The following is a 22,666-nucleotide window of genomic DNA, read 5'->3' on the forward strand; positions in this document are numbered from 1 at the left end:
CTTCGCCCTGCTTGCTGTGGAATGTCAGAGGAAGAGCTTTTCCTGACGGTTCATATCCCGTCCGGATCGGAGCGCCGCGCCGCGTCTGATATGGCGGGCACGGGTCAGGGCAAGCAGATCCTCAGGAGGTGACAAAGCCAGCTGCTGTCTGAGGATATGTGCGGTGACATAGGCATCGGGGCCTGCCCGGTGTGCGGGCATGGCCAATGTGCGATCAAGATCGAGTTTGAGCCAGTAGCGCAGGATCTGGTTGGTATGGCGTGGCGCATCGGGCCAGAGCTTTTGCCCGATGCGCAAGGTGCAAAGCCAGGGCAGGCCCTGCGTGATGTCATCCGTCAGGAAATGACGCTCGAAAGCAATGTGATGGGCGGCCAGCATATCGGGGGCCGGGCTGCGATGAACAAGAGCCATCAAAGCCTCGTCACTCGCCTTCGGTAGATCGGGGCTGAAATCCTCGTCCATCAGGTGATGGACTGCCTGCGTCTCAGGGGTGAGGGGGGCGTTGGGCCTGAAAAGCTGCGTTCGGGGGGCTTCAATGATCCAGTCGTCGCCCTCGCGTACGAGATCGACCGAGCCGAACTCTATGATCTCAGAAGAAACAGGGTGAGAGCCGGATGTCTCAAGGTCGATAACGCGCAGTCGCATAGGTCTTTGTAGAGCTTTTCCGGAGAAAAGCGCGAGTCCTGAAACCGGGCTGTTAGCCGATAGATGCATGCTGACGCCCAGGACGACAGGAAATCGTCAGGTCGCGAAAACCGGTTCATTACACTCACGTTAATGAGAGACGGGAACGCGCTCGCCGTCATGTGCCTCATTACTCCATGACGATGTCAGATTGGTGCCATGTTCCTCTGTTGAACTGACAGAAAGGAGACGATCATGACCGAGAAATCGATTTCCCCCCAGACAGAAGCGCCAATGCCCGAACGCGCCACGCCGGCAGCCACGGCAGCGCCGCGCGATATCAAGTCAGACGATCACGGTGCCTTCAGGGTTCATGTGCAATTGCTTGGTCACGAATGGTCACAGACCCATTGAGACCAGGCTGGTTTCTGCTTTGTGTACCCTGTTCTGGCCGCCATAGGCGGTCAGAGTGGTGATGGTAGATCGGACAGGCTGCAATCGGCACGATGCCACCAGAAATCGCCTGGAGTGCCGGAACATTCCGGCAGGAAAATTTCAGGCCCACCGGTCAGGCAGACCGTGTTTGTCGGCGTTTCCTCCAGTGTAAGACTGGTGCAGACCAGCACATCTCCTTCGTCGCGTAGAAAAGCCTGTAGCTTCGCATAGAGCAGGGCCGCCATAAGTTCTGTCGTCGGGTCGCCCGGTGTCACGACGAGACGGTCGAGGCGCTGGGGCTCATGCTGCCTGAACCAGTCCAGCAATGGATCGGCAGACGAAATCTGGAAAGAGTGGTCCAGCCGCGTGTCGATAAAGGCGTGCCATCGCTGTTTGGCTTCGGCGAAAGGTACGACCATGTTCTGTGCACCATCGAGACGTGCAGGTGTTCTGGCCTGTAGCGTGACCGTCACGAACTCGTTGTGACCATGAGGAATGGCGCAGCGCTCGGAGCTGCCGGAAATCAGGCGATGGCCCATGCTGAACCGTCTGGTGAAACTCAGCTCAAGCGTTGACATAGCTGGCCCATCCCTTTGCCCGCAATTCGCAGGCGGGGCAGGTGCCGCACCCGTAGCCCCATTCGTGCAGGTGAAGCCTGTCGCCCAGATAGCAGCTATGGCTCTCATGATTGATCAGCGCCACAAGATCGGCGCCGCCAATCTCTTCGGCAAGTTGCCAGGTCTGTGCCTTGTCGCGCCACATCAGTGGGGTGTGGAGCACAAAACGTGTTTCCATGCCGAGATTGAGCGCGACCTGAAGCGCCTTGATCGTATCGTCGCGGCAATCGGGATAACCGGAGTAATCCGTCTCGCACACGCCGGTCACGATGTGGCGGGCATTGCGCCTTACGGCGAGTGTGGCAGCAAAGCTCAGAAAAAGCAGGTTTCGGCCGGGGACGAATGTCGAGGGTAAACCGCTCTCGGTCATCTCAATGGCTGCTTCGCGTGTCAGAGCCGTTTCTGAAATCTGGCCGAGCACGGCGAGATCGAGCGTGTGATCCATTCCCAGCCGGTCACGCCATTGCGGATTCTGGTCGACCATGGTGTCACGCAACGTGTCGCGACAGGTCAGCTCGATGGCGTGGCGCTGTCCGTAATCGAAGCCGAGTGTTTCGACATGGGCAAAACGGTCCAGCGCCCAGGCGAGACATGTTGCGGAATCCTGCCCGCCTGAGAACAGCACGATTGCCTTGTCATCGGAGAGCATCAGGGTATCCCGATCAGCTTGTGGGTTTGCAGCGACAATCGCCAGCGCGGGTGTTCGAGGCAATAGGCAACGGCCTTGGCCGTATTGTCGAGACGGTCCGGACCATCCATCGGCTGCAGCCAGAAATGCCCGAAATCCCAATCCTCGAACAGCTCGGGGGGCAGGCTGTCCTGCGGGTAGACGAGTTTGAGTTCCTGCCCGGAACGCTGTGTTATCGTACTGTCGGGTTTCGGGCTGACGCAGATCCAGTCGATCCCGTCCGGAGCCGCGATCGTGCCATTGCTTTCTATGGCGATTTCGAATCCCGCCTGCTTTACCGCAGCGACGAGAGGGGCATCGATCTGCAGGAGAGGCTCGCCTCCAGTGAACACCACATAGCGCCCTGTCCGTTCGCCTGCCTTTTGCGTCCAGCATGCGACCAGTGCATCGGCGAGCGCCTGCGCTGTCGCGAAGCGTCCACCGCCTTCGCCATCGGTGCCGATGAAATCGGTATCGCAGAATGTGCAGGCTGCCTTGTGGCGGTCCTCTTCACGGCCCGACCAGAGATTGCAGCCGGTGAAGCGACAGAACACCGAGGCGCGCCCGGTATGGGCGCCTTCTCCCTGAAGCGTCGCGAACATTTCCTTTACAGCGTATGGCATGCTCCGCATGTCGGCGAGCCGGGCAGCATATGCAAGAGAAAAAACGCTCCCGACGCGATCGGATGCGCTATTTGCTCATCGGAATCGGGGGCGCATCCTGCATTTCGGAGACATGCTGCACATACATCACGTCTTTTGTCGTGAGCCAGATACGCGTGTGCTGCAGGAAGCGCGCACCGAACAGGGCGTAATCCAGGTTGTCGGCGTCGTCGATGATCACTCTGGCGTTGTTTATCCTGAAATCGCCCAGATCGAGATGATCGAACTCGTGATAATAACTCGTGACGACATCGTCACCGATTGCCTGCATACCGGTGCCGGATCGGTCTTTCTTCAGGTCAGCGCGTGTAACGCCAGTCTTCTTATGGGCAAGACCGTACGGAATGATGATCCCTGAGGCGCCGGTATCAAATATTGCGGGAATAGGTTTGCCGCCGTTGATCGTGAAATGCAGACCGATCTTGTTGATACCCTCATCGCGGTCCACTTGTATCTTGTGAATTGTCCCTTTCCAGTAGGGCGTGACATAGGGGCAACGACGCATGTTGAGCAGATACATGGCGTGATGCGGCATATCGATTACGAGATCGGCTGCAAGCAGGAACTCAGCTCCCAGAAGGCCGACGATAGGGGGTTGTGACGGGGGTGAGCGCGGTGCCATCGTCTCTGTGAGCGTGAAAAGATGGTCCGAGGTGGTGCCCGATCCCAGATCGAGTTTGTCGATGCGCACCACAGGCTCTTCCTCGCGACCATGGGCCCCGCTGGCATGTACCATGCCCCCTGTATAGGCGAGATCGAGAGATTTCGCGTTTTTCGCAAAAAGCACGGAGTTGAACGCCCCTGTATCGACAAGGAACAGGACCGGTTTACCGTCGATTTTCGCTTCGACCACCGGGATGTTATGCAGTCGTCCCAGTGGGAGTTTGCCCAGCGTCTCGATTTCGCAATGGTTAGGTTCGAGCGGAGGCTGGTCGTCGCACGCGGCAAGGCTCGCGCAGGTCATGAGAACTAGCAGGCCGCGTGTGAGAGCCAGACGTCGTGCCATGAATATTCTCCAGTCAATAGTGCGTTGACTGTTACATAAGCATTGTCATTTTGCCAGAGGTGACAGGGTACCAAAGGAGGCAGGGTATATGCCCGCAGGGCTGTCGATTTGTACAAGCGGCAGACCTCAGTCATTCGCCCTCAGGTTATCGAGATCTTGTATTTGCCGGACGATGTCGCGATTGGGAGAGGTCCCCCGAGGAGGGGGCAAGTCGGTGATCCGGAGGTCTCATGAAGTCGTTATTGCTGCGCCTGTCCCTGATTGTCATGGCGCTGACCCTGTTCCGACCCGTCGTGGCATGTGCACAGGGCTTCGAGGTGACCGTTCTGGGGGCGGCTGGTGGCCTGGAGGACGGTAATCTCAGCGCTTATCTGGTGCGTGAGCAGGGCACATCCGCAGGCGTATTGCTCGATGCCGGGACGGTGCTGAACGGTCTCGAAAAGGCGGACAAGGCCCATGCTTTCGACCAGGTAAAGCTTGCTGACGATGCAGCGGCCTCGCGTAGCGGCCGTCTGCTGCATCAGATGATTCGCGGTTATCTGATCAGCCATGCCCATCTCGATCATGTGGCAGGACTGGTCGCTGTCTCGCCAGACGATCCGGGCAAGCCGGTTTACGGGCTTTCTTCGGTCCTGTCGGTCCTGCAGGACGATCTTTTCAACCATCGTGTCTGGCCCAATCTGGGTGACCGGGGCGTGCAGCCGGCTTTCGGGCTGTTGCATTATCATACGCTCATCCCTGACCGGGCCATGGCTCTGGCCGGCACCGGCCTGACAGTGACGGCCTACCCACTCAGTCATGGCGGTGTGGAATCGACGGCTTTCCTGATCAGGGCCGGGTCGTCTGCCCTGCTTTATCTTGGCGATACCGGACCCGATGCGATCGAGAAATCAGGGAAACTCCACGCCCTGTGGCAGGCAGTGGCCCCTCTGGTTCGCTCGGGTGAGTTGCGCGGGATGATCATCGAATGTTCATACGACAACCGCCGGGCAGACAGGCAGCTTTTCGGTCATCTGACACCGCACTGGCTTCTGGAAGAACTCGATGCGCTTCAGGCTCAGGCGGGTGTTTCCATGAAGGGCTTTCCCGTTCTCGTATCCCATATCAAGCCCGTTCTGGAATCGGGTGTGCCAGTACGTGAACGCATAGCCTCCGAACTTGCGGCAGGAAACAGGAACGGCTTTCATTTCAGGCTCGCCGAGCAGGGCATGACCATACGCTTCTGAACCGCATTGCAAGGGCGCATCACGATTGCGGTTTATTCGTCCTTGTCGTTGAACAGATCCGAACGGTTGATCCGCCTGACCAGCAACCCTGCAAGCACAGGGCCGATGGCATAGGCGGAAAAGACGAAACAGATCATGAAGTAGTCGCCTGCATCCATTCCTGTCGTCTTGCGTCTGTGAGGGCATTGATCATAGCGCAGGCATGAGAGGTAAATCCATGATCTCCTGTTTCGGCGCTAAAACACGATGCCTGCTTGGCAGAGGGAGCAATGTAAACTCTCTCAGCTCTTGGAGGAGAAGCCCCGAACGGTTAAGGCTTTTCCTGATCAGACCAAGAGCGAGAAGCATGAATACGACGCACGCAGAGACAGGCAAAACAGAGCCTTTGCTCGATCTGTATCCCCTGGACAGGGCAGGACGCTTTCGTGCGGCTTGGGTGGATCTGCGTGAGGGCCTGCGTCTGTTGCCTCTGGCCATGACTTTAGGCTGGCTCGATATCAAGATGCGCTATCGCGGTTCAGTGCTTGGCCCGTTCTGGCTGACCATTACAACGGCAGTGATGGTGGCGGCCCTAGGCTTTCTTTACGCCGAACTGTTTAACATGGTGATCAGGGACTATCTGCCGTTCCTCGCCCTGTCTCTCGTTCTGTGGGGCTATATCTCGACCCTGATTACCGAGAGCACCACAGTATTTTCTCAGGAAAGCCGCCTTATTCAGGCAGCCCGTATGCCTTTCACTGTCTTTGCCTTTCAGGCCATTACGCGCAACGCACTCATTCTTTTGCATAACGCCGTTGTGGTTCTGGCGGTGTTTCTCATTTTCGGTGTAACGCCGCGCGATATATGGCTTGTCATACCCGCTCTGGCTCTTTGGCTTGTTGATAGTCTTGCCGTGATGCTCTGTCTGGGACTGTTGGGCGCGCGTTTTCGCGATATTCCGCCTATCGCGACTTCGCTGCTTCAGGTTTTCTTTTTCATCACACCGATTATCTGGCGTCCTGAGCTGGTGGGTACGCTCCAGCGCTGGATTTTGCTCGATCCGTTCTATTCCCTTATCGCAATTCTGCGCACGCCCCTTCTTGGGGAACCTTCGCCTTTTGCGCTGTGGGAGGTCGCCTGTGCGCATAGTGCCGTGCTTGTGACGCTGGCCATTGCCGTCTTCACCCGCTTTCGCGCACGCATTGCCTATTGGGTTTGACCATGACCAGAGTTTCAGTCGACCGTCTCTGTCTCAGCTTTCCCGTCTATCATGCGGAAAACCGCACGCTTAAACGCTCCATGGCTCAGGCCGTGGCGAACAGGACAGGCAATCGTGCGGGTAGCGCCCTGATCGAGGATGCGCGCCATCGCATCACGGTCGATGTGCTGAGAGATATCAGCTTTTCGCTCGGCAGCGGTGAACGTCTTGGGCTGATCGGTGGCAACGGTGCGGGTAAGACAACCCTTCTCAGGGCGCTGGCCGGAATCTACGAGCCGGTTTCTGGGCGGGTGCGTATGCGTGGGCGAATCGGCACTCTGCTCGATACGCAGCTCGGCATGAATATGGAGCTGACGGGCGTTGAGAATGTCCGTTTGCGCTGCCTGTTTCATGGCATGAGCAAAAGCAGGATCAGAGCCGTACTCGATAACGTGGCGGAATTTGCCGAGCTGGGCGATTTCATTTCCCTGCCGGTCAAGACCTATAGCAGCGGTATGCTTGTCCGTCTGGCTTTCGGTCTGGCCACGGCAATCACCCCCGACATTCTGCTGATGGATGAATGGTTCATGGCGGGCGATATCATCTTCCTGGAGAAAGCCAGAAAGCGACTCGAAACGCTGGTCCAGGAGTCTGACGCGCTTATCATGTCGTCTCATCAGCCTGATGTCGTTCGACAGTGGTGCACGCGTCTGATCTGGCTCGAAAACGGGCAGATTCGTCGCGATGGCCCGACAGACGAAGTGCTGGACGCCTATCTGGCGGCCTGAGCTTGAACAGCGAGAAGAGACGCTCTGCCATCTGGCATCGTCTCGTTCATCATGCGCGAAAAAACCCTGCACGGATGCAGGGAGCCAGAATAATGCGCTACTTTGTTTTTTGAGAAAGTGGCGCGAGTGACGGGGCTCGAACCCGCGACCTCCGGCGTGACAGGCCGGCGCTCTAACCAACTGAGCTACACCCGCATGAAGCTTTTCAGCTTCTGCTACCGCTTCGGAGGAGGTCGTAACGTCCTCGTCTTCGGTGAACGGGGAACTACCAGTCCCGCTCTTTCTTGGCAACAGGGGGAGACTGTTTTTTTTCATTTTTCTTGTATGGGGGTGCTTCTGCCTCTGTCTCCCCAGTCTGGAAAGAGTGGTTTGTCCTGCTCCTCAGGACCCGGAGAGCAGCGAAAGCGCTCCGGCCTTGAACATTACCGCCTTACCGGCTCAAGCTGGCTGTCGGCGCAGTGTTCGGGGGCATTGACCGGGTTGCAGCGTATCGTCGCGCCATGCGGGAAAGTGACAACGTAGTCGTGCCACGGCGCCGGTTCATGAAGCGGGTAATCCGTGCTGACAAGTTGTGCCCCGGATTCGAGAGCGACCCTGCGTCGTTCCAGATCATTCCTGCGTGCTTCAAGCGTGTCGCCATCGGCGCGCGTGCGTATCAGATAGCCTTCTCGTACGAGCGGCGGGATAATATGCGCGGCCCTGACATTATCGACAGGCTCGAAATCAGCGATCTTCTTGCCGACGAACCCTTCATTGATCTCGGTAAAGGCGCATTCGGGTTCACCGGGTTTGCCATTGGGGAAGATCAGGCGTCCCTCAAGGGCAGGATGACCTACCAGATAGCGTGCCGTGTCATGGGGGCGTTCGAACAGGAAGACGATCTTGCCACGTGCATGATCGAGGCCCGGCCAGCCACGGGTACGGATGGCCTCATCCAGGCTTGGCGCATCCCCCCTGACGTCATCCGGGGCGAGAATGCGGTGACGGCCGAAGACCGAGAGCAGCTCGGCATCGAGTTTGTCATAGGTGGCAGGCGTGAAGATCTCAGGTGCGGTGAAAGGGACTTTCCCCGGAGGGGCTGCCTGCTTGGTTTCCAGATCGACGAAAATCGGTACATGGTTCGGGTGCCTGTCAGACCAGTCGCGAATGATCTCGAGGCAGGCACGCAGAGGCTGACATGTCGAACGTTGATCGATATCGACGATATGCATGACCTTGAAATCGGTGCCCTGCATGATGTCAGGTGAGCTTGTCTCGGGGTCAGGTGTCAGCCCGGCCGCTTTCTGCCATGCCGGCCCCTTGGGATGAGCGTAGCGACCGCCCTGTGTATCTGCATAGAGATCGAGTTCTATCTGGCGAACACCGTGGTCGAGCTGCGCTGCCAGCGGTTCATGATGGTAATCGAGTGTGATGGCGGCTTCAGGCGCGACTTTTCTCAGCCAGGCCATGGTGACGGGCGACATGGCCGCGCGGTAGCTGTTATGGGTGCCAACAAGCTGTATCTGGTTGAGTCTGATCGTGTCGTCGGCACAGGCGTTGTGCACAGGGAGCGCAAACAGGGTCGTCGTCATGAAAAATGGGGCGAGACGTTTCATCCGGGCATTCCGTCTTGTTGATCTTGTATCAGGCAGGAATGAAACGACAGGCGCGTATCGGGTAATGACATTCCCGCCGTCACTAAAGCTTAACGAGAAGCCGGTCGTGCAGACGCTGCCTGTGCGTGATCGGGCCAGGGTCTGTCTCGACTCAGCACTGACAGACCCGCCCATCGCATCGGGCAGCCGTATTCTATTTTTCGAGCGTCTCGCTCCTGCATGAGACGGGCGCATTGATCGGGTTGCAGCGCGCGACCAGTCCGTTTCCAAATGTCACGGTGTAATTATGCCAGGGGGCCGGTTCGAAGCCGGGATAATCCGTACTGATCAGATGCGCACCCGACGCAAAGGCCACAGTGCGACGCTCGAGATCGTTCTTTCTGGCTTCTATGGTGTTGGCATCGGCACGTGTGCGGACCAGATAGCCGCGACGCACAAGAGCAGGGATGGTGACAGCAGCTTTCCTGTTATCGACAGCATCGCTGCCATTGCCTTTTGCTCCAATGAAACCTTCGTTGACCTCGGTAAAACCGCAATCCGGATCGCCGGGACGGGCATTGGTAAATACGATGCGGTTGCGCAGGGCTGGATGACCCTGCGTATAGCGCGCCGTATCGTGGGGGCGATCGAACAGAAAAACGATTTTGCCGCGCGCGTGGGCCAGATCGGGCCAGCCATGACTGCGAACGCCTTCATCCAGCGTTGCTGCATCACCTCTTACATCGTCAGGGGTGATGATGCGCTCGCGCCCGAACACCGAAAGCAGCTCGGCATCGAGCCTGTCATAGGTCGCGGGTGTGAATATTTCCGGTGCCGTAAAATCGAGTTTGCCTCCGCCAAAAGGAATATCCTGCTTGGTTTCGAGATCGATGAAAACAGGCACATGACCGGGATGCGCATCCGACCATGCCTTGATCTGTTCCAGGCAGGCGCGGAAAGGCTGACAGCTCGTTCTCTGGTCGATATCGACAATATGCATGACCTTGAAATCGGTGCCCTGCATGGCCGATGAGAGGGTGGGATCGGCCTCTGGCGTCAACCCGGCCTTGCGTTCCCATTCCGGTCCCTTGGGATGGGCATATCGCCCTCCCTGCGTATCGGCATAGATATCGATTTCCAGCTGACGCACACCATGATCGAGCTGAGCGGTCAGCGTGTCATGATGATAGTCGAGCGCAATGGCTGCCTGAGGCGAGAGGCCTGTGAGCCATTTGAGCGTGACAGGCGAAATATCGCGGCGATAGCTGTTATGCGTACCGATGACCTGGATCTGGTTGACATGGACCTGATTGTCCATGGCGGTAGCAGTCTGCGTATTGGCTTGAGCAGCGAAAGGGGCCGGAGACGGCGCAAGAACAGCGGCAAGAACCGCAAGACCTGTCAGCGGAGCCAGAGTCAGCAAGCGACGAAACGTCATGAGGAGATCCCGTTACACAAGAGGTAATTCGGTGGATCAGAGAGCATTCCGCATGACGGAGCCAGTCAAAATGACCGGTTCATGAATATTTCATCTAACATGATCGAAATCGAAACAAATTATACATTCACAAATCACATTTTATCTGTCGAACAGTTGATAGAACCACCGACCGAGCGAGATATCGTGCATTAATTCCCGAAGGCGACGTGCGAAATACGGGAATCTGGCGTGATATCGACGACATTTCGTGCCGGAGTATGTTTGTTGTACCTGTTGATCAGACGATATGCCTTTCCCATGCTGTCGGTCATTCCGGCACTGCATTTATCCGGGCCGTTTCAGGCCCATGCCCAAAGCCGCAAGCCGGAGCGGCACGATGCGACCTCCACCCGTCAGCAGGAGGCAAAGCGGCACGAGCAGATCAGTATTCGCGAAAAGCGCCGTGTCGTCGGTGGCGGTCTGATGAAAGTCCAGACGACGCCGCGCGCCATCAGCGAGGTTACGCAGGAGTACATCGCCAGACAGGCGCCCACATTGAGCCCCACCAGTCTGATCGCAAGTCTGCCCGGCGTTCAGGCCGGGAATGAATCGCCATTGAGTACCCAGGCCGAGACACTTCATATCCGTGGCCTCGATCAGAGCCAGATCGGTTTCGTTTTCGAGGGGATTCCAGCTGCCGATGTGTTCAGCTATTCGCCCTGGAATGCAGCAATGATCGATAATGAAAATCTGGCATCCATCAGCGTCACACAGGGGTCGGTCGATCTCACGTCGCCGCTTTATAATGCCGACGGTGCTCAGGTCACCATGAAAGCCCTGCGCCCTGCTGACAAGGCGAGCGAGTTCATTTCTCTTGGTGGCGGCACGCATAGTCTGCAGAAGGAATTCCTGCGTCTCAACACAGGCGAAATCGGCCATAGCGACGTTCGGGCCTATGCTTCTTTCTCTCACTCATCGGCCAATCTCTGGCGCGGTCCGGGCGATGTCGCGCGCTATCATGTCGATGCGAATCTTGAAAAACGCTGGGCGCGTCATTCTGTCAGTGACGTGATTTTCGGCTATAATCAGGGGCGCCAGACCATCTACCGCTATCCCAATCTTGCCCAGTGGCAGCAATACGGGACAAGCTTCAATTATACCGCACCCTATACGGCGGGAAATTACGCCTATTACAAGCTGAACGAGCGCTTCACCAATGTCGCTTTCGGGACGATACGCAACGATATCGCGCTTGGCGATCACTGGCTGTTACATGTCACGCCCTATGGGATCAGTCAGATGGGGCCGAATAATTATGGCATGGCCGTTCCGACGGCCAATGGCTATATCGGCACGCAACGCTACGATTATCTCGACGGCTATCAGGGCCAGAATCGTACCCTGCTCGTACAGAGTGTGCATCCCTGGGAACAGCGCAGTTCGGGCGTGACCATGGCACTGGACTGGAAGACGCGCCATAACACACTGACCTTCTTCTATTTCTATTCCTTCGCCGATCATCAGGAGCATCAGAACCGGTTTGTCGTTGGTGATGACGGGTCAGTCACCTGGAAAAACCCTCTCACGGCCAATGGATTGCTCGTGACCGGCTACGATATCAACCAGACGCAGCAGCTCAATGCGCTTGGTTTCGATGACAAGCTGCATCTTCTGAATGACCGGCTGATGATCGATGCCGGGTTCAAGGCCACCATGGTGTCGCGCATGACCTCCGAGAATGTTCCCGGGGCCAATCCCTACAAGGTTTCGCCTAATAATTTCATACCCACACCACAATTTCTTGCGAGCTATCAGATCACGAAAAAGGATCAGGTCTATCTGAACGCAACAACCTCTTACCGCCTGCCTGCGGGCTATTCCGCCTATGTGCCTGCATTCGGCAATACATCACCCAATCCGACCACCATCCCGCCCAGCAGTCTCAATCCCGAGTATTTCATCGGTGAGGAGCTGGGGCTGCGTCATAACGGCAGCATCACGGCGTCTGTGGCAGGGTTTCACTACAACCTGACCAATCATCAGGTGACGAGCCTCGCCTATCAGCCGGGAAGCACGATACTCGTCAGCAGCCAGATCATGGCGGGTGGGGAAGAGGCCTGGGGCGTGCAGGCCGAACTGGCGACACGTCCGTGGCACCATCTGAGCGCCTATCTTTCGGGGCAGTATCTGCATACCCGGCTCGGTAATAATGTGAGCACCGGCAATGACTATCTGCCCACCAAGGGAAAATCGGCCCCGGGCGCGCCGAAATATACTGGGGCAATCGGTCTGACATTCGATGACAGTCTGTGGTTTGGCAATTTCAACCTGCGCTACCAGGATTCCCAGTATTCTACCCTGATGAACGATCAGAGCATTCCGGCGTTCGTCACGGCCGACCTCTCCCTCGGGCGCAAACTCCCCTCTTTCGGCACTCGTGTGCATCCGCGCGCCATGCTGAATCTGACCAATCTCGGCGGCCTGAATTATCTTTCCGGTCTCGGTGGGTTCGGTCTTACGGCCCAGCCACGTACGGGCATCTTCGGTAACAAGGTCGGTGCGTCCAGTCCGGTTTTTGTCGTGGGTTCGGCATTTACCGCTATGGCAACACTGGCAGCGGATTTCTGAGGTGCTTGCGGGGCTCTGCCCCGTCCCTGCCAAAAGATGGACTGCCTTCGAAAGCCCGCTTTGCAGCCAGCCCTGCGAAAAACGCTGGAGCCGTGGCTTATCCTCGGCTGGTCACGCCTGCGCAAAACAAAGGGGCAGAAAAAACCATGGCGATCCGAAGGGCGAAAACTGCTCGTTCTTCGGCATCGATCACTTGTCCGGGAAAAGCAGGGATCCGAGTTTCATCCTGTCGCACAGCAGAATTTCTGCTCTGAATCCTTGCTCGTCATATTCGATAATGACGCGTCTTTCGTTCCATTCCAGATACGGATTGAGCGTTTTCCTCAAATGGATTCTGTTTTCGGTGAGTTCGTGAACCCTGAAACCACGCAGCTCGAATGCCTCGATAATCTTTTTCCTGTTTATGGGTATGGTTGTCATTCCGACCAGTCGAACTGGCATGGCGAGAATGACGCTTGGAATTGCGCCTATCAGGACGAATGCTGCATAAAATCTGTCAGAAGATGGGAACAGGAAATGTTCAACAAGCACGAAAACTGATATGATAATGAACAAATATGCGATACGGACAGATAACGCAAAGTTGTATAAATAATGTACTGCTGACCAAATTGTCTATTTCTTGTCCAGTCTGATCGCGGGTAATGTCTTTCTTCTCGTATTCATGAGAAGAATACAGTTTTTATCAGGGTAGGTCCAGTGATCCGGTTGCGCTTGTCTTGCTGTTCTGGAACGGCGTCAGCATGAAGACATGATGACAGGGTTTGGATGGCTTCTGCACGGATAACTCGCGCCCATCTGCAATTATCCCACACCCTTCTATCGACACCGCGCGCGAACGCGCGGATCTGAGGGTAGATTGAAATCCGGGTCGGTCAGGATGCTTCTCAGTATGTTCCCTCTTTTTGCGCCTCGATCGGTTATCGCATCCATCGCCCAGAATGATAGATGAGGCAGATTCAGGACATGAATTATGCGCTCATTATGGATGTGGTGGCCTTTGCGTATCTGCCAGCTGCCATGCTCAGCACAGCATTTACGGTCGAATTTCATTGAAAGAGCTTGCTCGACCAGCGCGTGATTTCCATGCGTCAGAATGAGGCGGGGCTGGATTGCATTCAGAAAAATATCATGAACAGGTTTGCATCGCGTCACTGCGGCAGAGAAATTGCCGTGTGATTTCAGGTTGCGCGAGCGGGTAAACACAAGGTTGCTCGCGGGCACAGAGCAGGTTCTCAGTCCCATTATGGCAAACAGCGTCTTCACGCGTCGTTGCAAGATGGACTGGCCTGGCTTGGTTTGTCTCGGCGGGTCGCCCCATACGGCATGCGCGAATTCGTTTTTCCCCGCACGGCTCTGTCGCAGCGAGGCTCCGAGAGCCCCTTCGGGATTGTTTTGCGGGCTGCCCCCGGGATTGAGGCCAAGGAAATAGGCCGGACCGGGTTTCAGTGTATCGACGGAGGAGTACAGAACCGAGCCCGAGGCAGCGAGCAGAGAAGTGCCGTCGGGTAGGGTTTGCAATTCAAGATAGGCCTCTGCTTCGTCGAGCACGGTATCTGGGTTCCTCACCGTCATCTCATGGTGCTTCTGATGGTTCCCGTAATGCGAGAATGGTGATGTTCGCTATGGACCGGCTTTCGTCCCGGTTTCATTATTCTGCTCCCCATGCTTGTGAGGATCCAGAGGAGATCGGGTGATGGACATACGAACCGACGATCTTTCCGGCGATGAAATCCGCGCTCTTGTCACGCTTCATCTGGCGGGGATGGCGGAGAGTTCGCCCGAGGCTTTCCGGTTTGCACTCGATCTGTCCGGGCTGACGGTACCTGAGGTGACGGTCTGGTCTGCGTGGATAGAAGGGCATGTGGCAGCGATTGGCGCATTGAAAATGTTCGGCGATGGCGTGGGCGAGGTCAAATCCATGCGCACCCATCCTGATTTTACAGGGCGCGGTGCGGGGGCGGCTATACTCGCCACCATTATCGAAACGGCGAGATTGCGTGGCCTGACGCAACTCAGTCTGGAGACCGGCACGGCGCCATCTTTCGATGCTGCAACCAGGCTTTATTGCAGGTACGGCTTTGAGAGCGGGCCGCCTTTCGGCCCGTACAAAGCCACGCCCCATAACCGGTTTTTTCACCTGAGCCTCTAAGGCCGGATCGAAGGATCGACCCTGTTCGTGGCCGGGGGAGGGCCCCGGCCTCACAGCTTACCGGCTGATCATGATTTCAATGAGATTGGCCTTGCCGCTCGCAATGCCGGCCTGAATGGCAGGGGCGATATCGCCCGCGCGTGTCAGGCGCTGGGCAGGAAGCCCCATTGAGGTGGCAAGTGCCTGATAGTCGATGACAGGATTGACGATATCCATCGCAATGAAGCGTCCGGTCTGGGCGGCGGTGTAGTTCTGCTGCCCGCGCATGAAGTTTTTCAGCACATTATATTCGCAGTTGTTCATGACCACGAATGTGATGGGCAGGTTTTCATGCGCTGCGGTCCAGAGCGCCTGAGGGGAATAAAGCGCAGCGCCATCGCCCACCAGACAGACGACCGGCTCGCGTTTCAGACCGAGTGAGCAACCGACCGCAGCAGGCATTCCCCAGCCCAGAGCGCCACCGCGCAGAAAGGAATATTGTGCAGGGTCGCTGCTTGCGAGAAAGCTGCGTACGAAGCCCGATGTGGCAATGGCTTCATCGACGATCGGCGTGTTGGGCCCGATGGCGCGTACGGCTTCGCGGGCAGCGAGGATCGGAGGAATGACAGATTCTGCCATGGCGTCATCGGCGCGCTGATGAAGGGTCGCACGTTCAAGGGCACGTTGCGTGGCAGCATTCTGGAGCAGCGTTGCATAAGCGGGCGCGTGAGCGACCGAAGCACTTTCCACCAGAGGCAGAAGGGCTGCAAGCGAGGCCCTGAGATGGCCGCAGGTCGACAGGGCCGTTGGGTAAGTGCGACCCAGATCGTTCACATCGGCAGAAAGCTGATACACCGTGCATCCCTCGGGAATGGCTGAGCCTTCGGTGTAGAGAATGGTGATAAGCGACTTTCCACCGATGGCGAAAATGGCGTCATAGTGTGAAAGCGCTTCTGCGATGCCGCGTGCGGTAGTGGGCAGATTGCCGCGCCAGAGCGCATGGGCCGTCGGGAAAGGCACGCGCGAGGGCCAGGACGATCCATAGACAGGCGCGCCGAGCGTTTCGGCCAGCGCGGCCGTTTCGGCAGCGGCCTGGCTCGCGTGGATCTCATCGCCAGCGATCAGGGCAAGACGGCCGGGCGCGATGGAGGCGAGGGCGCTGGCCAGATCGGTCAGGGCGCCCGCAGTGGCGTTGCGGTCGATGCGCGAGGGCGCGCCGACGCCGATCGTGCTCATCTCCTCCATCACATCCATGGGCAGTGACAGGAAGACCGGCCCGGAGGGGGCTGCATCGGCATCGTGAAAAGCACGCCGAACGAGCGTGGGGAGCTGCTCGGCAGAAGCGACTTCCTTGCCCCATTTCACGGCGGGTTCGGCAATTTTCAGCAGATCGCCGAACAGCAGCGGATCGGTCACCGCATGACGCAGATCCTGCTGTCCCGCCGTGACGACCAGGGGAGTCTGCGACACATGGGCATTAAGCAGATTGCCCATGCCATGCCCGAGACCGCCTGCCGTGTGCAGGTTCAGGAATCCGGGTTTTCCGGCGGCCTGGGCGTAGCCATCGGCCATGGCCACGGCGCTCGCTTCCTGAAGGGCAAGAATATAGCTGATATCGGGACGGCGCAGCAGACTGTCCATAAGCGGCAGTTCTGTCGTGCCGGGATTGCCGAAAATATACTCCACCCCCTCACTGGCAAGAATTTCGAGCAGGATATCGGCCCCGCTCCGGGCGTCGAGTGTACGCGTTTCGGTAAAACCGGCTGTCATGATCTCGCTCCGCAGGAAAGCTTTTCAGGGAAAGGAGCTGACTGTCAGGGCGGCTCCGATGTCAGAACGGTATCATGCTCGCCTCTGATAAAAATTGCGTTTTTTTTAAAGATTCAGGCATATCAAGGCATATAATATGCGCATAATTTTCATTTTATGGTGTTTATATGCTTGAAGATCTGGACGCGATAGACCGTCATCTGCTGCAGCTTCTCCAGCAGGATGCGTCTCGCCCCACGGCCGAACTGGCCGAGGCGGTCGGATTATCGCAGGCCCCTTGCTGGCGTCGCATACAGCGCCTCAAGGATGCGGGTATTTTGCAGAAACAGGTCTATCTGGTGGACCGGCGCAAAATCGGACTCAATGCTCAGCTTTATGCGCTGGTCAAACTCACAGCGCATGCGCGTGCCAATCTGGCAGCCTTCGAAGAGGCCATACGCGACTTTCCCGAAGTGCAGGATTGCTACGTGCTTCTGGGCTCGGTCGACTTCATTCTGCGTATCGTGACGCGCGATATCGAGTCCTACGAGCAGTTTTTTCTGAAAAGACTGGCTCTCATTCCCGGCATACAGGAGGTCAACTCGATGGTGGCTCTTTCGGAAATCAAACATACGCTCGAACTGCCCATCGAACGCCTGACTTCCTGATTTCCGATAAAAGGGCGGTGCGCCCTGTCACTCAGAGCGGCGACAACGCAGAAAAGCCGATCCCGGCCGGTATGAGCTCCTGCCGCACAACCGGGATCGAAGGGGCTTTGGCCCCCTTTGCAGGTTTCAGAGCAGCGTTGTGACCGGTTTTACCAGCAGCAGAAGCCCCCATCGACCAGCAGATCGACCCCGGTGCAGAAAGACGCCGCGCGGGACGACAGGAAAATCGCCGGTCCTACCATTTCGCGCGGGGCGGCGATGCGGTTCATGGGAGTATCGTTCTCGAACACTTTCACGCGTTCTGCCCATTCAGGACGCGTATTCATAGGGGTGGCGGTATAGCCGGGGCTGATGGTGTTGACGCGCACGCCACGCGTGGCCCATTCCATCGCCAGACTTTTGCTGAGATGGATGACGGCGGCTTTGGACGCATTGTAATGCGCCTGCATGAGCCCGCGATTGACGATCACCCCCGACATCGAAGCAATATTGACGATCGATCCGCGGCCATTGGTCAGCATGACGCGTCCCTCAGCCTGCGAAGACAGAAAAACGCCAGTCGTGTTGATATCGAGCACGCGCTGCCACTGATCGCGTCCCATTTCCTCTGCTGGCGCGGCATTGGCGATGCCCGCGGCATTGACGGCAACAGAAAGCAGCCCGAGTTCGGCCTGTGTGGCTGCAACGGCATCGGCCAGACCGGTTTCGTCTGTGGCATCTCCCGTACAGACCAGTGCGGCGCGTTTGAGACTGCGGATGCGATCGGCAGTCTCGTCGAGGCCCTTGCGCGAGCCGGGCAGATCGAAACAGGCAACTGAAGCACCGGCTTCGGCAAGACCGATGGCAATCTGTTGCCCGATGCCGCTTCCAGCTCCGGTGACAAAAGCGACATCGCCGGAGAGATCGAAAAGGTCCATGATTTTATCCAGTAGGGATGCAGGCAACGCATCTGGCATTGCCCGGAGAAACGCGGGAAAAAACGCGGGAAAAGAGTGAGCCGGTCAGGCGTCGAGGCGCCTGCCGCTGCGGGTAAGAAGGGCTTCGGCGCGGGCCACGACGTTCTCGGTCGTGAAACCGAAATGGCGGAACAGATCCTGTGCCGGGCCGGATTCGCCAAAACCTGTCATGCCCACCACATCGCCATCGAGCCCCACATAGCGTGACCAGTACATCGTGCTCGCAGCCTCGATGGCGAGACGGGTGCGCACGCCATCGGGCAGAACGCTCTCGCGGTAGTCGGCGTCCTGCGCGTCGAAGGTCTCGGGCGAGGGCAGGGAGACCACGCGCACATCCACATTCCTGTCCTTGAGAATGGCGGCAGAATCGAGCGCAAGCGTCACTTCCGAGCCTGTGGCGATCAGGATGAGGTCGGGTGTGCCAGCACAGTCGGACAGGATGTAACCGCCGCGCCATGCATTGCGCAGCTGCGCGTCTGAGCGTGGGTGCTGTTTGAGCGGCAGACGCGAAAGCGAGAAAGCGGTTGGTCCGTCGCGACGTTCAAGAGCGCTGATCCAGGCAATGGCCGTCTCGACCTGATCGCAGGGGCGCCAGGTGACCATGTTGGGCGTCTGGCGCAGACTGGCGAGCTGCTCGACGGGTTGATGGGTCGGCCCGTCTTCGCCCAGACCGATGGAGTCATGCGTATAGACCAGGATCTGACGCTGCTTCATGAGGGCCGCCATACGTACGGCATTGCGTGCATATTCCATGAACATCAGGAAAGTGGCGGTATAGGGAATGAGGCCGCCATGCAGGGCAATGCCATTGGCCATCGCCACCATGCCGAATTCGCGCACGCCGTAATCGACGTAATTCCCCGCCGCATCGAAACAGACGGAAGAAGATCCCGACCAGCGGGTAAGGCAGCTTGGGGTGATATCGGCACAGCCGCCGAACATTTCGGGCAGGTGGGGGGCAAAGGCCTCGATGGCGTTCTGCGATGCCTTGCGTGAGGGTATATCCTTGGGGGCGGCCTGCAGCGTGGCGACAAAATCACGCGAGTTGCGCACCCACTCGGCAGGGAAGGTGCCGGTCTGACGTCGGATGAATTCCGCAGCCAGTTCGGGATGGGCATCGCGATAACGGGAAAACAGATCGTTCCATGCGGCTTCGGCCATTGCACCGGCGGGGCGGTGATCCCAGTCCCGATAGATGTCGTCGGGGATTTCGAAAGCGGGATGTGTCCAGTTCAGGCGGGCGCGGATTTTCGCGATTTCGTCGGCGGGCAGAACGCCGCCATGCACCTTGTTCGTCCCCGCATAGCCTTCCGAACAGCCCTGACCGATGGTGGTGCGACAGATAATCAGGCTGGGGCGTGCGGTTTCGGCACGGGCAGCGTTCAGCGCATTCAGCACAGCATCGGGGTCATGACCGTCAATCTCGCCGATCACCTGCCAGTTATAGGCTTCAAAGCGCTTGCGCGTATCGTCGGTGTAGACACCCTCGATCGGACCGTCATTGGTGACCATGTTGCGATCATAAATGGTGATCAGCTTGCCGAGCCCGAGCGTGCCCGCCAGGGCGCAGGCTTCATGCGAGATGCCCTCCATCAGACAGCCTTCGCCGACATAGGCATAGGTGTGATGATCGACGATGGGCAGGCCGGGTCGGTTGAACTGTGCGGCAAGGGTCTTTTCGGCCAGTGCCAAGCCTACGGCATTGGCAATACCCTGACCCAGAGGGCCGGTGGTGGTTTCGATGCCCGGCGCGTAGCCGAATTCGGGGTGGCCCGGGGTTCTGGAATGGAGCTGCCGAAACTGCCGGATATCCTCGATCCCGAGATCGAACCCGCTCAGATGAAGCAGGGCATAGAGCAGCATCGATCCATGGCCGTTCGAATAGACGAAGCGGTCCCGGTTGCACCAGCCAGGGTTGGCAGGGTTATAGCGCATCACGTCGCGCCAAAGCACTTCGGAGATATCGGCCATACCCATCGGGGTGCCGGGATGACCCGATTGAGCCTTGAAAATGGCGTCGATGGCAAGAATGCGTATGGCATTGGCGCGTTGCGTACGGGTGGTCATGGGTGCCTCGGTCTGATTCGGTCGACAGGGTCGGGATGTTAGATTCGCAGGGTGAAATGATATGTATTAAACTCTGTTCATGATGCGTCTTTTACGAAACATGGCCAGTACCTGCTTTATCTTGATATGGAATTTCCAGAAACAACAAGTGGAATATAAATCAATATGATGGAAAATTTATATCAAACGAATAAGTGTGATTAACTGTTTTATATATGTCTGGAAAACCGCAGTATGAGCGCTGTTAGATTATAAATAGAATACAGATTGATCGTCGATATAAACTCAAATTCTCGTTATCAGGTGTGGGGAATCCATGGATGGTTCCATAAAAGTTCTTATATGAACTCATTAATAAATGTTTATCGTACCAAGTTTGTCAGGATAAACGTCTCATACGAACATATGGTCTGGTAACTATAACTCTTTTTTGTGATTTGCCGCAGGCGGTCAACCCGCGCAAAGGAGGAGGGCCAGGCACGCTGCATGGCAGCAAGATGCCTTTTGTAAGACTCAGGAGAAACACAATGGCAGGCGGGACATTCGTCGGAGGGGCACGGTCCGTAACCGACACTTTGCCAGACATTGAGCCACAGACAGCTTTCGGGCGGTTCATTTCATGGGCCGGTATTCCGCCGATCATGATCTGGGGTTTCATCGGAACGCTGCTGTTCATGATCGGTGACGGCGTGGAGAGTGGTTATCTCTCGCCCTATCTCGTCTCGCTCGGTTTTCAGGAGCATGACGTTGCCGGTTTGTTCACCATCTACGGTCTGACAGCCGCTGTTTCTGCCTGGGCTTCAGGTGCTCTTTCCGACATGTGGGGCAGCCGTAAGGTCATGCTGGTCGGACTTGCAATCTGGATCGCTTTCCAGATCGGCTTTCTCGGCTTCGCCCTGCCGTCCAAGTCCTGGACGCTGATCACGCTGTTCTATGGTCTGCGTGGCTTCGGTTACCCGCTCTTCGCCTTCGGCTTTCTCGTCTGGGTCGTGAATACGGCGCCTGTGCAGAAGCTCGGCTCGGCTGTGGGCTGGTTCTGGTTCTGCTTCACCGCCGGTCTGCCGACGCTGGGCACGACGATTGCCGGTGTGCTTTTGCCCATCATCGGCGGCTATGCCACGCTGTGGGTTGCTCTGTCCTTTGTGGTCTTCGGTGGTGCTCTGGCCCTGCTTGGCATGAGCCGCGTTCCCCGCGTCGAGACCGGCAACAAGGGGGCCATCAGAACCCTGTTCATGTCGCTCGCCATTGGCTGGCAGCGTCCGAAAGTGGGTATTGGCTGCATTGTGCGCGCCATCAACACCTCTGCCGAGTTCGGCTTCCTGGTGTTCATGCCGCTCTACTTCACCCATACGCTCGGCTTCACCATGGGCCAGTGGCTGGCTGTTCTTCAGGCCATCTTCATCAGCAACATCTTCTTCAACCTGTTCCTGGGTATCATCAGTGACAAGCTGAGCTGGCGCTACACGGTGCTGATCATGGGTGGCATCGGTTCGACGCTGAGCACCATGGCGCTGTATTTCGCTCCGACCCTGCTCGGCCCTGACCACCTGTTCATCGTCATGATTGCCGGTGCATTCTATGGCATGACCCTGGCTGGCTACGTTCCGCTCTCTGCCCTGATGCCCTATCTGGCCCCTGAGAACAAAGCAGCTGCCATGTCCCTGCTGAACCTCGGCGCCGGTGCCAGCGTCTGGATCGGCCCGGCTATCGTCTACATCTTCGAGCCTGCCTTCGGCGTGTTCGGTGTCATGGTTGTCTACTCCATCATCTACTTCATCAGTGCAGTTATGACCTACTTCCTGAAGCTGGACCCGGAGGTGGAAGCCCATCTCCACTCCACCCGCGCTTCGGCCAAGGGGTTCAGCCACTGAGATCGGTTTTCCTTCCTTGAGACGAGGGGAAAGAAAAGGCGGGGCCAAAAGCCCCGCCTTTTTTCATGGCCCGATTTTCCATAATCGCGACTTCCCGGAGCTCGTCTCTCATGCCGTTTGTCGCGCGTGATCGGGCGCAAGATCATGAATGCCACCGGTAATTAACAATTCGGTTTCGTTATAATCTGATTCGATACCCGCACCGACAGCGCTCCAAAAGGGCCAGATTCCTGCGTAAATAACTGATTCACAACAGTTTCATGAACGTAACCCGATAGGCGACACTGTGACATCGTTGCACAGTCGATTTCAAAGTATGTAATAAGAATGTAACCCGTCTTGCGAGTTTTATCGAAGTGCCGTTACGCATTGGGAACATTGTGACGATAGATGTCGCAGA

At 57.2% G+C, this 22,666-nt stretch carries 21 protein-coding genes and 1 tRNA gene; 8 read left to right on the top strand and 14 right to left on the bottom strand.

Annotated features, from left to right (window positions below):
• Positions 1 to 24 precede the first annotated feature (24 nt).
• A complete protein-coding gene (locus tag NF685_RS01455; RefSeq protein WP_252848294.1) occupies positions 25 to 645 on the bottom strand; it encodes a 3'-5' exonuclease in 621 nt (206 codons plus the stop codon).
• Between the two features lie 234 nt (positions 646 to 879).
• Here NF685_RS01455 and NF685_RS01460 point away from each other — a divergent pair, with 234 nt between their 5' ends.
• The gene (locus NF685_RS01460; protein WP_222546523.1) at positions 880 to 1,038 is read left to right on the top strand and encodes a hypothetical protein; all 159 of its coding nucleotides are present in this window, start codon (positions 880 to 882) and stop codon (positions 1,036 to 1,038) included.
• Positions 1,039 to 1,088: 50 nt separating this feature from the next.
• On the opposite strand, the gene NF685_RS01465 is transcribed toward NF685_RS01460, so the two are convergent.
• The 4 genes from NF685_RS01465 to NF685_RS01480 form a co-directional block, all read right to left on the bottom strand.
• Positions 1,089 to 1,637 carry a 6-pyruvoyl trahydropterin synthase family protein gene (locus NF685_RS01465; RefSeq protein WP_252848295.1) on the bottom strand — a complete coding sequence of 183 codons (549 nt, stop codon included), beginning with the start codon at positions 1,635 to 1,637 and terminating at the stop codon, positions 1,089 to 1,091.
• Entirely contained in the window at positions 1,624 to 2,325 is a 702-nt protein-coding gene (queC, locus tag NF685_RS01470) for a 7-cyano-7-deazaguanine synthase QueC (protein ID WP_252848296.1), read from the bottom strand. The genes NF685_RS01465 and queC overlap by 14 nt, the downstream gene beginning before the upstream one ends.
• Positions 2,325 to 2,966: a 7-carboxy-7-deazaguanine synthase gene (gene queE, locus NF685_RS01475; RefSeq protein ID WP_222546526.1), complete on the bottom strand. Its 642-nt coding sequence runs from the start codon at positions 2,964 to 2,966 to the stop codon at positions 2,325 to 2,327. The genes queC and queE overlap by 1 nt, the downstream gene beginning before the upstream one ends.
• Before the next feature lie 67 nt (positions 2,967 to 3,033).
• On the bottom strand, positions 3,034 to 4,011 hold the full coding sequence (locus tag NF685_RS01480; RefSeq protein ID WP_252848297.1) for a retroviral-like aspartic protease family protein: 978 nt from the start codon (positions 4,009 to 4,011) through the stop codon (positions 3,034 to 3,036).
• 230 nt (positions 4,012 to 4,241) lie between these two features.
• Here NF685_RS01480 and NF685_RS01485 point away from each other — a divergent pair, with 230 nt between their 5' ends.
• Complete coding sequence (locus tag NF685_RS01485; protein WP_222546528.1) at positions 4,242 to 5,237, top strand: MBL fold metallo-hydrolase; 996 nt, start codon at positions 4,242 to 4,244, stop codon at positions 5,235 to 5,237.
• A 32-nt stretch (positions 5,238 to 5,269) separates the two neighbouring features.
• On the opposite strand, the gene NF685_RS14245 is transcribed toward NF685_RS01485, so the two are convergent.
• Complete coding sequence (locus NF685_RS14245; RefSeq protein ID WP_261390235.1) at positions 5,270 to 5,395, bottom strand: hypothetical protein; 126 nt, start codon at positions 5,393 to 5,395, stop codon at positions 5,270 to 5,272.
• Between the two features lie 188 nt (positions 5,396 to 5,583).
• Between NF685_RS14245 and NF685_RS01490 the strand changes: the two genes are divergently transcribed.
• Together NF685_RS01490 and NF685_RS01495 are read left to right on the top strand one after the other, a co-directional pair.
• The gene (locus NF685_RS01490) at positions 5,584 to 6,435 is read left to right on the top strand and encodes an ABC transporter permease (RefSeq protein ID WP_252848298.1); all 852 of its coding nucleotides are present in this window, start codon (positions 5,584 to 5,586) and stop codon (positions 6,433 to 6,435) included.
• A 2-nt stretch (positions 6,436 to 6,437) separates the two neighbouring features.
• Positions 6,438 to 7,202 (top strand): ABC transporter ATP-binding protein, encoded by a 765-nt coding sequence (locus NF685_RS01495; protein WP_252848299.1) that lies wholly within the window; start codon positions 6,438 to 6,440, stop codon positions 7,200 to 7,202.
• Between the two features lie 118 nt (positions 7,203 to 7,320).
• Here NF685_RS01495 and NF685_RS01500 read toward each other — a convergent pair.
• From NF685_RS01500 to NF685_RS01510, 3 genes are all read right to left on the bottom strand, one after another.
• Positions 7,321 to 7,397, bottom strand: a tRNA-Asp gene (locus NF685_RS01500).
• Between the two features lie 227 nt (positions 7,398 to 7,624).
• Entirely contained in the window at positions 7,625 to 8,797 is a 1,173-nt protein-coding gene (locus NF685_RS01505; RefSeq protein WP_252848300.1) for a phosphatidylinositol-specific phospholipase C1-like protein, read from the bottom strand.
• Between the two features lie 193 nt (positions 8,798 to 8,990).
• The gene (locus tag NF685_RS01510) at positions 8,991 to 10,214 is read right to left on the bottom strand and encodes a phosphatidylinositol-specific phospholipase C1-like protein (RefSeq protein ID WP_252848301.1); all 1,224 of its coding nucleotides are present in this window, start codon (positions 10,212 to 10,214) and stop codon (positions 8,991 to 8,993) included.
• Positions 10,215 to 10,514: 300 nt separating this feature from the next.
• Here NF685_RS01510 and NF685_RS01515 point away from each other — a divergent pair, with 300 nt between their 5' ends.
• Positions 10,515 to 12,824 (top strand): TonB-dependent receptor, encoded by a 2,310-nt coding sequence (locus NF685_RS01515; protein WP_252848302.1) that lies wholly within the window; start codon positions 10,515 to 10,517, stop codon positions 12,822 to 12,824.
• Between the two features lie 189 nt (positions 12,825 to 13,013).
• Here the strand turns inward: NF685_RS01515 and NF685_RS01520 are convergent, their stop codons facing one another.
• Together NF685_RS01520 and NF685_RS01525 are read right to left on the bottom strand one after the other, a co-directional pair.
• Positions 13,014 to 13,244 carry a hypothetical protein gene (locus NF685_RS01520; protein WP_252848303.1) on the bottom strand — a complete coding sequence of 77 codons (231 nt, stop codon included), beginning with the start codon at positions 13,242 to 13,244 and terminating at the stop codon, positions 13,014 to 13,016.
• Between the two features lie 399 nt (positions 13,245 to 13,643).
• Entirely contained in the window at positions 13,644 to 14,393 is a 750-nt protein-coding gene (locus NF685_RS01525) for a hypothetical protein (protein ID WP_252848304.1), read from the bottom strand.
• A 127-nt stretch (positions 14,394 to 14,520) separates the two neighbouring features.
• Here NF685_RS01525 and NF685_RS01530 point away from each other — a divergent pair, with 127 nt between their 5' ends.
• Positions 14,521 to 14,976, top strand: coding sequence for a GNAT family N-acetyltransferase (locus NF685_RS01530; protein ID WP_252848305.1), 456 nt, complete (start codon positions 14,521 to 14,523; stop codon positions 14,974 to 14,976).
• Between the two features lie 57 nt (positions 14,977 to 15,033).
• On the opposite strand, the gene NF685_RS01535 is transcribed toward NF685_RS01530, so the two are convergent.
• Entirely contained in the window at positions 15,034 to 16,725 is a 1,692-nt protein-coding gene (locus NF685_RS01535) for a thiamine pyrophosphate-binding protein (protein WP_252848306.1), read from the bottom strand.
• Between the two features lie 167 nt (positions 16,726 to 16,892).
• On the opposite strand from NF685_RS01535, the gene NF685_RS01540 reads away from it, so the two are divergent.
• Positions 16,893 to 17,372 (top strand): Lrp/AsnC family transcriptional regulator, encoded by a 480-nt coding sequence (locus tag NF685_RS01540; RefSeq protein ID WP_252848307.1) that lies wholly within the window; start codon positions 16,893 to 16,895, stop codon positions 17,370 to 17,372.
• Positions 17,373 to 17,521: 149 nt separating this feature from the next.
• On the opposite strand, the gene NF685_RS01545 is transcribed toward NF685_RS01540, so the two are convergent.
• A complete protein-coding gene (locus tag NF685_RS01545) occupies positions 17,522 to 18,289 on the bottom strand; it encodes an SDR family oxidoreductase (protein ID WP_252848308.1) in 768 nt (255 codons plus the stop codon).
• An 84-nt stretch (positions 18,290 to 18,373) separates the two neighbouring features.
• Positions 18,374 to 20,395: a transketolase gene (gene tkt / locus NF685_RS01550; protein ID WP_252848309.1), complete on the bottom strand. Its 2,022-nt coding sequence runs from the start codon at positions 20,393 to 20,395 to the stop codon at positions 18,374 to 18,376.
• 527 nt (positions 20,396 to 20,922) lie between these two features.
• Between tkt and NF685_RS01555 the strand changes: the two genes are divergently transcribed.
• Positions 20,923 to 22,266 (top strand): MFS transporter, encoded by a 1,344-nt coding sequence (locus NF685_RS01555; RefSeq protein ID WP_252848310.1) that lies wholly within the window; start codon positions 20,923 to 20,925, stop codon positions 22,264 to 22,266.
• The last annotated feature ends 400 nt before the right edge of the window (positions 22,267 to 22,666 follow it).

The sequence above is a fragment of the Asaia lannensis NBRC 102526 genome (assembly GCF_024054035.1).
Classification (GTDB): Bacteria; Pseudomonadota; Alphaproteobacteria; order Acetobacterales; family Acetobacteraceae; genus Asaia; species Asaia lannensis.

What these genes read in the sequence shown, in the direction of transcription:
- NF685_RS01495 (WP_252848299.1), top strand. Translation starts at nt 6,438, where the DNA reads ATGACCAGAGTTTCAGTCGACCGTCTCTGTCTCAGCTTTCCCGTCTAT.
- NF685_RS01520 (WP_252848303.1), bottom strand. Translation starts at nt 13,244, where the DNA reads ATGACAACCATACCCATAAACAGGAAAAAGATTATCGAGGCATTCGAG.
- NF685_RS01530 (WP_252848305.1), top strand. Translation starts at nt 14,521, where the DNA reads ATGGACATACGAACCGACGATCTTTCCGGCGATGAAATCCGCGCTCTT.
- NF685_RS01480 (WP_252848297.1), bottom strand. Translation starts at nt 4,011, where the DNA reads ATGGCACGACGTCTGGCTCTCACACGCGGCCTGCTAGTTCTCATGACC.
- NF685_RS01510 (WP_252848301.1), bottom strand. Translation starts at nt 10,214, where the DNA reads ATGACGTTTCGTCGCTTGCTGACTCTGGCTCCGCTGACAGGTCTTGCG.
- NF685_RS01545 (WP_252848308.1), bottom strand. Translation starts at nt 18,289, where the DNA reads ATGGACCTTTTCGATCTCTCCGGCGATGTCGCTTTTGTCACCGGAGCT.
- NF685_RS01535 (WP_252848306.1), bottom strand. Translation starts at nt 16,725, where the DNA reads ATGACAGCCGGTTTTACCGAAACGCGTACACTCGACGCCCGGAGCGGG.
- NF685_RS01455 (WP_252848294.1), bottom strand. Translation starts at nt 645, where the DNA reads ATGCGACTGCGCGTTATCGACCTTGAGACATCCGGCTCTCACCCTGTT.
- NF685_RS01515 (WP_252848302.1), top strand. Translation starts at nt 10,515, where the DNA reads ATGCTGTCGGTCATTCCGGCACTGCATTTATCCGGGCCGTTTCAGGCC.
- NF685_RS01490 (WP_252848298.1), top strand. Translation starts at nt 5,584, where the DNA reads ATGAATACGACGCACGCAGAGACAGGCAAAACAGAGCCTTTGCTCGAT.
- NF685_RS01465 (WP_252848295.1), bottom strand. Translation starts at nt 1,637, where the DNA reads ATGTCAACGCTTGAGCTGAGTTTCACCAGACGGTTCAGCATGGGCCAT.
- queE (WP_222546526.1), bottom strand. Translation starts at nt 2,966, where the DNA reads ATGCCATACGCTGTAAAGGAAATGTTCGCGACGCTTCAGGGAGAAGGC.
- NF685_RS01460 (WP_222546523.1), top strand. Translation starts at nt 880, where the DNA reads ATGACCGAGAAATCGATTTCCCCCCAGACAGAAGCGCCAATGCCCGAA.
- NF685_RS01555 (WP_252848310.1), top strand. Translation starts at nt 20,923, where the DNA reads ATGGCAGGCGGGACATTCGTCGGAGGGGCACGGTCCGTAACCGACACT.
- NF685_RS14245 (WP_261390235.1), bottom strand. Translation starts at nt 5,395, where the DNA reads ATGGATGCAGGCGACTACTTCATGATCTGTTTCGTCTTTTCCGCCTAT.
- NF685_RS01540 (WP_252848307.1), top strand. Translation starts at nt 16,893, where the DNA reads ATGCTTGAAGATCTGGACGCGATAGACCGTCATCTGCTGCAGCTTCTC.
- queC (WP_252848296.1), bottom strand. Translation starts at nt 2,325, where the DNA reads ATGCTCTCCGATGACAAGGCAATCGTGCTGTTCTCAGGCGGGCAGGAT.
- tkt (WP_252848309.1), bottom strand. Translation starts at nt 20,395, where the DNA reads ATGACCACCCGTACGCAACGCGCCAATGCCATACGCATTCTTGCCATC.
- NF685_RS01505 (WP_252848300.1), bottom strand. Translation starts at nt 8,797, where the DNA reads ATGAAACGTCTCGCCCCATTTTTCATGACGACGACCCTGTTTGCGCTC.
- NF685_RS01485 (WP_222546528.1), top strand. Translation starts at nt 4,242, where the DNA reads ATGAAGTCGTTATTGCTGCGCCTGTCCCTGATTGTCATGGCGCTGACC.